9 protein-coding genes and 2 pseudogenes are annotated in these 12727 nt (G+C 73.0%); 6 read left to right on the top strand and 5 right to left on the bottom strand.

What is annotated here, in order from left to right; genetic code table 11:
* The first annotated feature begins 128 nt into the window (after positions 1–128).
* Entirely contained in the window at positions 129–878 is a 750-nt protein-coding gene (locus ACFV2J_RS00300) for an MBL fold metallo-hydrolase (protein WP_385097543.1), read from the top strand.
* A 425-nt stretch (positions 879–1303) separates the two neighbouring features.
* Here the strand turns inward: ACFV2J_RS00300 and ACFV2J_RS00295 are convergent, their stop codons facing one another.
* Positions 1304–2158, bottom strand: a complete 855-nt coding sequence (locus tag ACFV2J_RS00295) for a GNAT family N-acetyltransferase (protein ID WP_385436735.1) — start codon at positions 2156–2158, stop codon at positions 1304–1306.
* Between the two features lie 295 nt (positions 2159–2453).
* Positions 2454–3188 carry a chaplin gene (locus ACFV2J_RS00290; RefSeq protein WP_385097390.1) on the bottom strand — a complete coding sequence of 245 codons (735 nt, stop codon included), beginning with the start codon at positions 3186–3188 and terminating at the stop codon, positions 2454–2456.
* 332 nt (positions 3189–3520) lie between these two features.
* Between ACFV2J_RS00290 and ACFV2J_RS00285 the strand changes: the two genes are divergently transcribed.
* Positions 3521–5155 carry an alpha/beta hydrolase gene (locus ACFV2J_RS00285; protein ID WP_385097393.1) on the top strand — a complete coding sequence of 545 codons (1635 nt, stop codon included), beginning with the start codon at positions 3521–3523 and terminating at the stop codon, positions 5153–5155.
* A gap of 150 nt (positions 5156–5305) precedes the next feature.
* Positions 5306–5833, top strand: a complete 528-nt coding sequence (locus ACFV2J_RS00280; RefSeq protein WP_385436733.1) for a DUF4232 domain-containing protein — start codon at positions 5306–5308, stop codon at positions 5831–5833.
* Here the strand turns inward: ACFV2J_RS00280 and asnB are convergent.
* Positions 5826–7667, bottom strand: a complete 1842-nt coding sequence (gene asnB, locus ACFV2J_RS00275; protein ID WP_385092875.1) for an asparagine synthase (glutamine-hydrolyzing) — start codon at positions 7665–7667, stop codon at positions 5826–5828. The genes ACFV2J_RS00280 and asnB overlap by 8 nt on opposite strands.
* Before the next feature lie 343 nt (positions 7668–8010).
* Here asnB and ACFV2J_RS00270 point away from each other — a divergent pair, with 343 nt between their 5' ends.
* Positions 8011–9579 carry an FMN-binding glutamate synthase family protein gene (locus tag ACFV2J_RS00270; protein ID WP_385096202.1) on the top strand — a complete coding sequence of 523 codons (1569 nt, stop codon included), beginning with the start codon at positions 8011–8013 and terminating at the stop codon, positions 9577–9579.
* An 8-nt stretch (positions 9580–9587) separates the two neighbouring features.
* Here the strand turns inward: ACFV2J_RS00270 and ACFV2J_RS00265 are convergent.
* Positions 9588–9719: pseudogene (locus ACFV2J_RS00265) on the bottom strand (arginine deiminase family protein); the annotation flags it as partial.
* 587 nt (positions 9720–10306) lie between these two features.
* Here ACFV2J_RS00265 and ACFV2J_RS00260 point away from each other — a divergent pair.
* The gene (locus tag ACFV2J_RS00260) at positions 10307–11401 is read left to right on the top strand and encodes a chemotaxis protein (protein ID WP_385096199.1); all 1095 of its coding nucleotides are present in this window, start codon (positions 10307–10309) and stop codon (positions 11399–11401) included.
* A gap of 51 nt (positions 11402–11452) precedes the next feature.
* Complete coding sequence (locus tag ACFV2J_RS00255; RefSeq protein ID WP_385096196.1) at positions 11453–12466, top strand: Gfo/Idh/MocA family protein; 1014 nt, start codon at positions 11453–11455, stop codon at positions 12464–12466.
* Here the strand turns inward: ACFV2J_RS00255 and ACFV2J_RS00250 are convergent.
* A pseudogene (locus tag ACFV2J_RS00250) lies at positions 12467–12598 on the bottom strand (phospholipase domain-containing protein); the annotation flags it as partial.
* Positions 12599–12727 lie beyond the last annotated feature (129 nt).

The following is a 12727-nucleotide window of genomic DNA, read 5'->3' as shown; positions in this document are numbered from 1 at the left end:
GGGGCCTTCCGCCGGGCGCGGCCGCGGCGGCCCCCAACGCGCCCCGTCCCCCGCTGCCTACTAACCCAGCCCCCCGGCCCCGCCGGGCCCCGCGGCGCCCGGAGGGGATCTCAAGCATCGGGATGGTCATGCGCGAGGACGCGATCGTCGAGGTGGCGGCCGGGGTTCATCTGGTTCACGGCAGCAACACCAACTGGGTGATCCTGAGCGAGGGGGACGCCGTCACCCTGATCGACACCGGGTATCCCGGCGACCGCCTGGACGTCCTCGCCTCCCTCGACGCCCTCGGCCACTCCCCCAAGGCGATCGGCGCCGTCCTCATCACGCACGCGCACAACGACCACCTCGGATCGGCCGAGTACCTGAGCAGCACCTTCGGCGTCCCGGTCCATCTGCACGAGAAGGAACTCCCGCACGCGCGGCGCGAGTTCCTCCAGCAGGTCAGCGTGGGGGCGGTGATCCGCCAGGCCTGGCGCCCCGGCGTACTGCCGTGGGCCGTGCACGCCGTCCGGTCCGGGGGCACGGCGGACGTCCGGATGACCCGGCCCGAGTCGTTCCCCGCTGAGGGGCCGCTGGACCTGCCCGGCCGTCCGGTGCCGGTGCACACACCCGGGCACACCGCCGGACACTGCGTCTACCACCTGCCGGACGCCGGTGTCGTGATCTCCGGCGACGCGCTGGTCAGCGGTCATCCCACCTCGCGGACACGCGGCCCGCAGCTGCTCCCGAACATGTTCCACGCCGAGCGTGCGATGGCCATCACGTCACTCGCCCGCATCGAGACCCTCGCGGCGGACGTCCTCCTGCCCGGCCACGGTCCGGTCCACCACGGTTCCGTGGGCGACGCGGCGCGCCGCGCGCTGGAGCTCGCCAACTGACACCGGGGTGCCCCCGGCCGAACGGCGGCGAGCGGGGCCCGCAGCGCGGCCCTGTTGCGGGCCGGACTGTCGGGCGCCGGGCAGTCGCGGGCGGGACTGTCGGGCGCCGGGCAGTCGCGGGCCGGGCTGTTCCGGGCCGGACAAGTCGCGGGCCGGCCAGCCGATGCGGCTCTCGACGCGGTCGCTCTCGCCGCGCGGGAACGCGGCGGTCTCCGGCGTGAGGAACTCGGGGTGGAGGTGTGTCTCGCCCGGGTCGGACGGGAACGGCAGGACGGCCGGACCGCGCTGGTCCACGTCGGTGGCCCCGCCCACGCCGGACACCGACGGTGGTTTCCGCCCCGCCGCGCCCACGCCGACTGCCTCGCCTCCCCCCTATGCCGGGCCCACACCGACTGCCTCGCCGCCCCTCTCCCGGGCGCGGGTCCTCAGCCGAGCTCCAGCGTGGTGATGCCGTAGACGCGCTCCCGGGCGAACGGCCGGACCGGTCCGGTGTACATGCGGGCCGTCTCGAAGGAGGGGGTGAGGCCGAACTCCTCGGCCAGGGCCACACCCGCCGTGTTCGTCCGCGGGACGTCGACGCTGATCCCGCCCCCGGGCGTCTGCGCGGCCGCCGCCAGCAGCAGGGCCCGTGCGTCCTCCGCGGTGTCGGCGAACAGCGGGCCGACGCGCGGACGGTCACGGGCGGGCCGGACGACCGCGTAGCCGGTGAGCCGCCCGTCCGCGACCCGGAGGAACGTACGGTGACCGGGTGTGGCGAGCCACCGCGCGAGGAAACGGGGGCGGTCGGCCGGGCAGCAGGCGCTGTCGTAGGCGGCGAGGTCCCCGAGGTCGGCCGCCTCGGCGGGACGCACCCCCGTGGGCGCCGGCGCGGTCGGCACGGTGCCGGTGAAGCGGACGGTGCGATGGGCGAGTTCGAACCCGGACCGGCGGTAGTTGTCCTGCTGCGCGACCACCCCGTCGAGCCCGACGGTCCGGCCGCCCGCGTGGGCCAGGGCCGTCTTCCACGTGGTGAGACCGTAGCCGCGGCCGCGCAGGTCCGGTCGTACGAGATAGAAGCCGAGGAAGGAGTAGTCGGCGTCGTAGTTGACGACCGAGACGGCCGAGACCGGCTCCGCCCCGACCCTGCCGAGGAAGAATCCCTCGGGATCCTGGGCGAAGAAGCTCTGGGCGTCGGACAGCCCCGGATTCCATCCCTCGTCCGCCGCCCACCCGGCGACCACCGACCAGTCGTCGAGCGAGGCCCTGGTGACGACGAGGTCCTCGGAACCCGGGAAGGTCATCTGTGCGCTCCGTTCGCTGGCGGGGCCGGGTTCGGCCGCGGGAGTCCGCAGCCGGGATGCGTCGGCCCGCGGGACGCGCGGGGCCGCTCACGCCCGCACCATCCTTGCGGATCTCCGGGGGGATTTCCTCGCCTGCCCCCCAGTGGGCGCCCGGTCGGCCGGAACGGCTCGGCCACCGGCGGCGGAAACGGATGGACGTAACCGGCCCCGGACACCACCGGACACCACCGGACACATACGAGGCCCCACCGGTCACGAGCCCGGTGGGGCCTTCCGTCGCCGCTGGACCGCCTGGTCAGCGGAGCGCGGCGGGCCTGAACCGCCGGTAGAGCGTCGCTCCGCCCAGCAGGAGCGCCGCGCTCGCGGCGATCGCGGGCACCGTCTGGTCCGCACCCGTGTGTGCCAGGGACGCCATGGGTCGTTCAGCCGCCCGGACGGGCGCCTTGTCGGGCACGACCGCCCTCGTCGGGGGCTTCGCCGGGGTGGGAGCAGCGGGCTGCTGAGGCACCTCGCCGGAGGTGTTCGTGGCCGTGTTGCCCACCGAGGCGTTGCCGAGGCCGACCACGTTCACGGAGTTGCCGCTGACGTTCACCGGGAGGTCGATCGGCAGTTGCAGGCCGTTGCCGGAGAGCAGACCGGGCGAATCCTTTCCGCTCCCCTGTGCGAGCGCCCCGCCCGCCGCCGCGCCCGGGGCACGGTCGGTGTGCGCGCCGACATGACCGGAGCCCGTACCGGCGCCGTGGCCGCCGTTACGACTGCCACCGCGCGTCCCGCGGACGGCGCCGCCGTCGCTCACGTCGGCGCAGCTGTTGCCCGCCGCCGGGTTGAGGAGACCCACCACGTTCACGGTGTTCCCGCACGCGTTCACGGGGACGTGCACCGGGAGCTGGATGGTGTCGCCGGAGATCAGTCCGGGTGAGCCCGCCGTACCGCCCTGCGCCGTGGAGTCGGCGTACGCCGGCATCGTCACGGCCAGCGCTCCCGACGCGGCCGCCGCGGCGATCAATCCATTCCGGGTAACCCGTTTCACAGGTTCCCTCCCTTCCAGACATGGTCGCGGGCACTCACCCGCACCGCGTAAAACGCGAGAGAACCATCCGAGTTATGGCTTATCGGGCTTTCACTCCATCGAGCGTCACGCTTATCGAACTGACCCGGACGCGTGCCGCCCCCGGGCGTATCGCCTGATCATCGAAGTCCCCGGGCAGCCGGCACCGGGAGCCGCGGGGCCCGGGGGGTGCGGGGCCCGGAGGGTGCGGGGCATTCGCCCGGAGGCGCGCTCCCGGACCCCCGCCTATCGTGATGCGTGTCGTGAACCGGGAGGGCATCCCGGTCCGGCTCCCGCCGTCCCTGGAGGTCCGCATGGTGTCCGTGCACCACCGCTGGACGTACGTCGGAGCCGGCGCGGCGGCACTGGCTCTGCTGACGGCGGGACTGCCCGCGTCCGCCGTGGCCGCCGACGCCCCCGACCTGTCCCGCTTCTACCACCAGAGGATCACGTGGGGTGCCTGCGCGGGCGACGGGATGCCCGCCGACCTCCAGTGCGGGAAGGTGACCGTCCCGCTGGACTACGCGCACCCGGGGAACGGGACCCTCGACGTCGCGATGGCCCGCTACCGCGCGACCGGCCCGTCGAGGGGGTCCGTGCTGCTGAACTTCGGCGGTCCCGGAGGCGCGGGGATCCCGGAGCTCGCGCAGGGCGGCGGCAAGGACTTCATGGACCTCACCAACGGCTACGACGTGGTGACCTTCGACCCCCGAGGCGTGGGCCGGTCCTCGCCCGTCAGCTGCGGCGACGGGCCCGACCAGGCTGCCGGCGCGGCGGGGGCCGTCACCGACGGCAGCGATCCGCAGGCCGTACTCAAGGCGCTGCGGAAGGTCGCCACCGAGTGTGCCGCGCACTCCGGCCCGGTGCTGCCCCACATAGGGACGGTCAACACCTCCCGGGACCTGGACGTGATGCGGCAGGCGCTCGGCGACAAGAAGCTCAACTACCTCGGTTTCTCGTACGGAACCCGTCTGGGCGCGGTGTACGCGGCCCAGTTCCCGAAGAAGACGGGCCGGATGGTGCTCGACGGCGTGGACACGCTCACCGAGTCGATGGCCGAGCAGGGACTGGTGGGCGCCGAGGGACAGCAGACCGCCCTGGACGACTTCCTCACCTGGTGCACCCAGGACATCTCCTGCCCCTTCGGGGAGGATCCGCGCGAGGCCCGGCAGCAGGTCGTCCGGCTCGTCGCCTCGCTGGACCGGGACCCGGTGCCGACCAACCTCGGACAGATGTTCACGGGCCAGGATCTCGCGGGTGCGGTCGGCCAGGCGCTGTACAGCAAGCAGATGTGGCCGATGCTGGAGCGGGCCCTCGCCTCGCTCGTCCAGGACGGTGACACCCAGGGGCTCATGCAGCTGTCGGTCGGCGCCTCCCTGCCCGCCTCGCGCGCGGCTGGCACCCTTCGCACGGCGGGCACCCCTCGCACGGTCGGCACGCCGCGCACGGTCGGCACCCCGCACGCCGGGCTCGTCGACCCCGCGGACATCCCCGTCGACAACCTGCCTGCCGCCTTCATGGCGATCAACTGCGCGGACGACCCGGACCGGCCCAGCGCCGAGCGGGCCGCCAAGGACGTCGACGCGCTGCGCGCCGCCTACGAGCAGGCCTCGCCGGTCTTCGGCCCGTACCGGCTCACCCAGGTGCTGCTGTGCCACGGCCGCCCCAAGGGCACCGACTACATCCGTGACGAGGTGCGCGACGTGCGGACCCCGAAGATGCTGCTCGTGGGCACCCGCGGGGACCCCGCGACCCCGTACCGCTGGACCGAGGAGACCGCCGCCCGGCTCGGCTCCTCGGCCGTGGTGCTCGACAACAGGGGTGAGGGCCACACCGGGTACGTCTCGTCCAAGTGCGTGCACCAGAAGGTCGACGACTTCCTGCTGTACGGCTCCCTCCCGGACAACGGCAGTTCCTGCGGTCCGGAGAGCGGAAGGGACGACTCCTGACGGACGTCACGGAAGCGGCGCGACCCGTCGACACCGACAAGTCGGATACAACCCCTTGCGTCCCCCGGTCGTCACACTGGGCAGGCGTCGCCCCGCGGGCGGCGCACCGTACGTGACCGACCGCCGTGACCGAAACAGGGGAACCCACCGATGCGCTTCCGCTCCGTTCTCGCCCTTCCGGCCGCCGCCGCGGCACTGCTCCTCACCGTGCCGCAGAGCGGTTCGGCCGCCGCCGCGTCCGCCCGGCCGGGCGCCGCGTCCCAGCCCGCCAAGTGCGCCGACAGGTCCGTACTCGTCCGCGCCCACCAGGCCGCCGACCCCCGGCTGGTGCACATCAGCGTGACCAACCGGTCGGCGCGCACGTGCACCGTGGACCGCATCCCCACGGTCGTCTTCGGCGACCTCGACGGCGCCGCCCTGCCGGTGCCCGCCGGTGACAGCGGCCCGTACCCGATCGGCGCGGGCCGGACGGCGTACGCGGCCGTACGGACCATCGCCGACCTGGCCGACCCCGAGGCCCGCCGGGTGGACGCGATCAGCGTGTCGGCGGACCCCGCACGGTTCGGGCGTTCCTTCACGGCACGGGAGCTGGGCGCGGGGGACGCCGTCCTCGTGTGGGAGCCGGTCACCACGTGGTGGCAGCCCTCGCAGGCCGCCGCCGACCGGCAGGTCAGCTGAGGGACACCTCCGGGGCGTAGAGGTCCAGCCACACCGCGAGGTCCAGGGTCCGCTCCAGGCCGCGCCGCGACGCCTGCGTGATCTGCGGGGTGTCGCGGTGCGCGGCCAGGTGGAGCCTGTCCCGGTCGACGAGGTCGAAGACGGGGTGTGTCGGCTGGGCCAGCAGGTCCTTCGCGTGGTCCTGGAGGGCGATCGCGTACTTCGGGTCCTGGGTGGACGGGTAGGGGCTCTTGACCCTGTCGTACACGGACTTCGGGATCACGTCCGCGGTCGCCTCCCGCAGCAGGCTCTTCTCCCTGCCGTCGAAGGACTTCAGGGACCACGGCGTGTTGTACACGTACTCGACGAGCCGGTGGTCGCAGTACGGCACCCGCACCTCCAGGCCGACCGCCATGCTCGTGCGGTCCTTGCGGTCGAGCAGGACGCGTACGAAGCGGGTCAGGTGGAGGTAGCAGATCCGTCGCATCCGGTACTCGAAGTCGCTCTCGCCGTCCAGGCGCCGGATCCCGGCGACGGCCGTGCGGTAACCGTCGGCGACGTACGACTTCAGGTCCATCGCCCGGGTGAGGTCGGGGCGCAGGACGTCGGCGTCGTCGCCGAAGTCGCGCTGGAACCGGACGAGCCACGGGAAGGTGTCGGCGCTGCGGGCCTCCTCGTCGAAGAACTGCAGATAGCCGCCGAAGACCTCGTCGGCCGACTCCCCGGAGAGTGCGACGGTGGAGTGCTCGCGGACGGCCTGGAACAGCAGATACAGCGAGGTGTCCATGTCGCCGAAGCCCATCGGCAGGTCCCGGGCCCTGATCACCTTGGCGCGGACGGCCGGGTCGGCCAGGGCCTGCGCGTCAAGGACGATGTCGCGGTGGTCGGTGCCGGAGGCGCGGGCCACGTCGTGCACGAAGGGCGTGTCCGGGGTGCCGCGCAGCTCGTCGGCGACGAAGTGGTCGGTCTGACCGACGAAGTCGACGGCGAAGCTGCGGACGCGCTCACCGTGTTCGGCGAGCTGGAGGGCGGCGAGCGCGGTCATGGCGGAGGAGTCGAGCCCGCCGGAGAGCAGGGTGCAGCGCGGCACGTCGGCGACGAGCTGGCGGCGCACGATGTCGTCGAGGAGCGTGCGCACGGTGGCGACGGAGGTGTCGCGGTCGTCGGTCTGCGGCCGGGTCTCCAGCTGCCAGTAGACGTGCCGGCGCAGGCCGGAGCGGTCGACGGTGACGACGGTGCCGGGCTCGACCTCGTGCATGCCGTCCCAGATCGCGTGTCCGGGCGTCTTGACGAAGGTGAAGAGCTCCCGAAGACCGTCCAGGCGGACCTTCGCGGGGGCGAGCGGGTTGGCCAGGATCGCCTTGGGTTCGGAGCCGAACAGGACGCCGTCCGAGGTCGGGTAGTAGTAGAACGGCTTGATGCCCATGCGGTCGCGGATCATCACGAGCTTGTCGTGACGGCCGTCCCAGATGGCGAAGGCGTACATGCCGTTGAGCCGTCCGGCGAGCTCCGCTCCCCACTCCAGGTAGCCGCGCAGTACGACCTCCGTGTCGGAGTCCGTCGCGAAGCGGTGGCCGCGGCCGGTCAGCTCACGGCGCAGCTCGGTGAAGTTGTAGGCCTCGCCCGAGTAGACCAGCGCGACCGTGCCCTCGGGAGTCTCGGCGGTCATGGGCTGCCGTCCACCCGGCAGGTCGATGATCGCGAGCCTGCGGTGTCCGAGCGCCGCGGGGCCCTCGGACCAGGTGCCGCGGTCGTCGGGGCCCCGGCAGGACATCGTCTCCGTCATCGCATCCAATGTCTCGCCCTCGGCACGCAGATCGCGGTCGAAGGAGACCCATCCGGTGATGCCGCACATGCGTTACCTCCTGCGTCCGGTTCGCCGGGAGCACCGGGCTCACCTGCACTTACAGGGTCGCGCGTTCGCTTCCACAAAACCAGTTGTATCCAGCATCTACACCTTGAGGCTGTTCCCCGTCGGAAGGGGCCGTCAACACGGGCGTAACCCGGCCGGCGCAGTGACCCCGTCGATTCCGGCCGCTTTTTGCCCGCGGCGGACCCGTCGGCCCGCTCGCCGCCGGGCCGCCCTCGGCCGGAATCGGCCATGGGTAAAAGATTGCCCAACAGCGAGCGGACCTCCGAGAGGCTTGCCCGCTTTCGCCCCTTTCCGTCCCGTGCGCTTCACTCATGATGTGCGCCGGATGCTCTCGCTGCTGCTCGTGGTCCTCGGCCTGGCCGGGGCCCTGGTCCTGGCGTGCGCCGTCTCGGCGTGGTGGTGGTGCGTCGCGGGCGTGCTGCTGGCGCTGACGGCGGTCGGCACGTGGGACCTGCTCCAGACCCGTCACTCGGAGTTGCGGAACCTGCCGCTGCTGGGCCGACTGCGCTTCGTCGCGGAAGCCCTGCGGCCACCCGTGCAGCGCCATCTCGTCGAGCGGAACCACGACGGGCGTCCGTACGACCGTGCGGTGCGCGGCATCGTGTACGCGCGGGCCGGCGGCATCGAGGCCGTGGAGCCGTTCGGCACCGAGGGGGACGTGTACGCCACCGGACACGAGTTCCTGATGCCGTCGATGAGTCCGGTCCAGGCACCGGAGAAGCCGCCCGTGATCCGCGTCGGGGGTCCCGACTGCACGCAGCCGTACGACATGGCGCTGCTGAACGTCTCGGCGATGAGCTTCGGAGCGCTGTCCGCGAACGCGGTCCTCGCGCTCAACAGGGCCGCGGCGATGGGCGGTTTCGCGCACGACACCGGCGAGGGCGGCCTCTCCGACCACCACTTGCGCGGCGGCGGCGACCTCGTCTGGGAGATCGGCACCGGGTACTTCGGCTGCCGGACGGCCGAAGGAGGCTTCGACGAACGGGAGTTCGCGGACAAGGCGGCGCTGCCGGAGGTCCGGTGCGTGTCGCTCAAACTGTCCCAGGGCGCGCACCCCGGCGTCGGCGGGATGCTGCCCGGCGTGAAGGTGAGCGCCGAGATCGCCCGGGCGCGAGGGGTCACGGCGGGCCGGACCGTGCTCTCGCCGCCCTACCACCAGGTCTTCTCCACCCCCCGCGAGCTGGTGGGGTTCATCGCCCGGATGCGGCGGGCGGCGGGCGGCAAGCCGACCGGCCTCAAGCTCTGCGTCGGTTCGCGACGCCAGTTCCTCGCCGTGTGCAAGGCGATGCTCGCGGAAGGGGTCGCACCCGACTTCATCGTGGTCGACGGCTCGGAGGGCGGCAGCGGGGCCGCGCCCCCGGAGTTCTCCGGCCGGGTGGGAACACCGCTGACCGAGGGGCTGATCACGGTGCACAACGCCTTGGTCGGCACCGGCCTGCGCGACCGCGTGCGGGTCGGCGCCAGTGGCCGGGTCGCGACGGGCGCGGACCTCGTCACCCGGCTGCTCCAGGGCGCCGACTACACGAACGCGGCCCGCGCGATGCTGTTCGCCCTCGGCTGCCGCCAGGCGCAGCGCTGTCACACCAACACCTGCCCGACCGGCATCACGACCCAGGACCCGCGCCGCGCCCGTGCGCTGGACGTGGCCGACAAGTCCGCGCGGGTGCACCGGTATCAGCGGGCCACGGTGCGCAGCGCCACCCGGATCATGGCCGCGATGGGAGCACGGCATCCCGGCGAGCTCGCGCCCCGCCAACTGCTGCGGCGCACGGATCCGACGACCGTGCGCTCGTACGCGGAGCTCCACGAGTGGCTGGAGCCCGGGGTTCTGCTCGCCGGGGCGCCCGCGTCCTGGGAGCGCGACTGGGCGGCGGCGGATCCCGACTCCTTCTGACGCCGGCGTCAGCGCCCCACCGGGTCCCGCACGGTCGAGCAGGTCGTACGGCACCCGCCGCCGCGTCCCCGGCCCAGCCCGGCGCCCACGACGGTGACGACCTCGACGCCGGCCCGCCGCGGCAGCGTGTCGGTCCAGGTCCCGCACCCGGCCCCGGGCCACGGGCAGCGCCGTGGCCCGCTCGAAGCGGACACCGCACGCCAGACGGTTCAGGGTGGCCTGACTGGTCACGGTGCGCCTTTCTCCGGGACGACGGTTCGGCGGACGACGGTTCAGAGGGTGACGGTTCAGGGGGTGACCCGGGCCGGGGCCGCGGCCGGCCGTGCCGGCACCGGCGTATCGCCGTATCGGCGTATCGGCGTATCGGCGTATCGGCGGACCTGGATCGGCCCGGGATGCGGAGCACGCGTGTCCTCGTCAGTGGCGGCGCCGGAGAACACCTCGGCGCGGACCAGGGTGCGGGCGGGACGGGCGCCAGGTGGGACGAACGCCAGGCGGGGACGATCGGGCGACGCCGGCCGGGCCGGCGACCGTCGTGGTGACCGTCAGCGGTGTCAGGCGGCGGTGACGGACCCCCTCGGTGTCCGTGCCGCCCGTGGTCATGGCCGCGTGCGACCGCGTCATGGCGGTCCTGCGAGGGTGTCGGGTGCGGGCCGGGAGACCCGAGAGACCCTAGCAATCAATTACCCCAAATGCCCGATAAGCGAATCAGTCCTATGGTGCTCATATGGAGCATGCGCTGAGTCCCGCAACCCTCTCCGAACTGCGTCGGCCGCGGCCCTACCCCGCGGTGTCCGTACTGACACCGACGCACCGTCGCGAACCGGAAAACGCCCAGGATCCGGTCCGCCTGCGCAATGTCGTGGCCGAGGCCAAGAAGCAGATCGAGTCCGATCCGGCGGTCACCCGAGAGCGGCGCAACGAACTGGTCCAGCAGCTCGACCAGGCCCTGGCCGAGGTCGACCTGGCCCACGCCGAGGACGGTCTGGCGATCTTCGCGGCGCCCGGTGAGCACCAGGTGTGGTCGCTGGCCCGCCGGGTCCCCGAGCGCGTCGTGCTCTCGGACACCTTCCTGACCCGCAACCTGGTCGCCGCCCAGTCCTCCGAGCGGCCGTTCTGGGTGCTCTCCGTCTCGGCCGACCGGGTGACGCTGTGGGACGGCGGCGGCGACCGGGTCACCGAGGAGCACACCGACGGCTTCCCGCTGACCCGCAGCCTGGAGGACCCGGACGCGGAGCGCCAGGAGCGCGTCGGCGACCTGGCCAGCACCTTCCGCGCCGAGCGGACGCGGAACTTCCTGCGCGAGGCCGACACCGCGATGAGCGCCGTCCTGCGCGAGCGGAGCCGCCCGTTGTACGTCACCGGTGACACCGCGGCACTCGCCCTCCTGGACGAGGTCGGCACGGTCACGAAGGACACGTGGCACCTCCAGCACGGCGGCCTCGCGCACGGCACACCCGAGGCCGTGTGGCGGGCGGTCCGCCCGCTGGTCGGCGCGGAGGAGCGGCGGAACGCCGACGCGGTGGCCCGCGAGCTCGAATCGGCCCGCGGCCGCAAGGAGTTCGCCGCCGGGGTCGACGAGGTGTGGCAGAACGCGTCGCAGGGCCGGGTCCGGCTGCTCGCCGTGGAGGAGAACTACCGCGAGACGGTCCGCGACGGCGGCGACCACCTCGTGCCGGCCGAGAGCGGGGACCTGGACGCCCGCGAGGACATCGTCGACGAGATCGTCGAGCGGTGTCTGGAGACCGGCGCCGAGGTCCGTTTCGTCCCCGACGGCAGTCTGGGTGACGCGAAAGGCATCGCCGGGGTGCTGCGTTACTGATCTCTCCGGCCGACAATCTCCTGGAGAACTGTCGGTCCGAGAGGTGAGCACGTGAGCGAGTTGTTGGGTGTGGCGGTCCTTGGGGCAGGCCACATGGGAGCCGACCACATACGACGGATCGACCGAGTGGTGAACGGTGCCCGGGTCGCGGCGGTGGCCGATCCCGACACCGGGCGGGTCGAGGACGCCGTCGCCGGGATCGACGGCGTCTCGGTGCACACCGAGGTCGCGGCGGCCCTGGACGCGCCAGGCGTGCGGGCCGTGCTGGTCGCCTCCCCCGGGCCCGCCCACGAGGAAGCGCTGCTGGCGGCCTTCGAACGCGGACTGCCGGTCCTGTGCGAGAAGCCGATGGTGCCGGAGTCGGCCGGGGCGCTGCGGGTCGTGGAGGCCGAGGCGCGGCTCGGGCGGCGGCTGGCGCAGGTCGGCTTCATGCGCCGGTACGACGCCGAGTACGTGCGCCTGAAGTCCCTGCTGGACAGCGGACGCCTGGGCCGTCCGCTGATGCTCCACTGCACGCACCGCAATGTCTCCTCCCCGGCCGGCTTCACCTCGGCGATGCTGGTGAACAGCTCCGTCTCGCACGAGATCGACGCGGCGCGCTGGCTGCTCGGCCAGGAGCTCACGGCCGTGACGGTGCTGCGTCCGCGACCCTCGTCGCACGCGCCCGCGGAACTCCTCGACCCCCAGTTCGTGCTCTTCGAGACCTCGGAGGGCGCCCTCGTCGACGTGGAGGTCTTCGTCAACACCGGTTTCGGATACCAGGTGCGCTGCGAGGCGGTCTGCGAGTCCGGGAGCGCGCGGATCGGGGACGAGAACGCGATGCGGGTGACGACGGCCGACGGCGCCCGGCAGGAGGTGGCGCAGGACTACCTCGTACGCTTCGCCGACGCCTACGACCGCGAGGTGCAGGCCTGGGTGGACGCCACCCGCGAGGGCCGGGTCACCGGGCCCAGCGTCTGGGACGGGTACGCCGCGTCGGCGGTCGCCGAGGCGGGTGTCCGGGCGCTGGAGAGCGGCGGCCGGGTGGCCGTCGAACTCGCCGCGCGCCCGGACCTCTACGCGTGATCAGCCGCTGACGCTCGCGGCGCCCGTCTCGATGTGTCCGGTGAACCGGCGTGACCAGCTCGCGTCCGAGTCGACGGTGACCGTGAAGTCGTACCAGCCGTCCTGGTGGGCGACGGCGTTGAAGTAGTCCTCGGCCCAGCCGCGCGGGGGGGGCCGCGGGGTGGGCGGCGGGGGGTTGTGCTACCCCGGGCGGGCCATGGCCTCCCCGGATTAGGGGGACCGGGACTTCCGTGCGCACCTGCTCGGCGGCATCACCTGGGC

Source organism: Streptomyces sp. NPDC059668, from assembly GCF_042734135.1.
Lineage (GTDB): Bacteria > Actinomycetota > Actinomycetes > Streptomycetales > Streptomycetaceae > Streptomyces.
The sequence above is the reverse complement of the archived record's forward strand: the minus strand, read 5'-3'. Positions and strand labels throughout refer to the sequence as shown.

What these genes read in the sequence shown, in the direction of transcription:
- ACFV2J_RS00300 (WP_385097543.1), top strand. Translation starts at nt 129, where the DNA reads ATGCGCGAGGACGCGATCGTCGAGGTGGCGGCCGGGGTTCATCTGGTT.
- ACFV2J_RS00295 (WP_385436735.1), bottom strand. Translation starts at nt 2,158, where the DNA reads ATGACCTTCCCGGGTTCCGAGGACCTCGTCGTCACCAGGGCCTCGCTC.
- ACFV2J_RS00285 (WP_385097393.1), top strand. Translation starts at nt 3,521, where the DNA reads ATGGTGTCCGTGCACCACCGCTGGACGTACGTCGGAGCCGGCGCGGCG.
- ACFV2J_RS00280 (WP_385436733.1), top strand. Translation starts at nt 5,306, where the DNA reads ATGCGCTTCCGCTCCGTTCTCGCCCTTCCGGCCGCCGCCGCGGCACTG.
- asnB (WP_385092875.1), bottom strand. Translation starts at nt 7,667, where the DNA reads ATGTGCGGCATCACCGGATGGGTCTCCTTCGACCGCGATCTGCGTGCC.
- ACFV2J_RS00270 (WP_385096202.1), top strand. Translation starts at nt 8,011, where the DNA reads ATGCTCTCGCTGCTGCTCGTGGTCCTCGGCCTGGCCGGGGCCCTGGTC.
- ACFV2J_RS00260 (WP_385096199.1), top strand. Translation starts at nt 10,307, where the DNA reads ATGGAGCATGCGCTGAGTCCCGCAACCCTCTCCGAACTGCGTCGGCCG.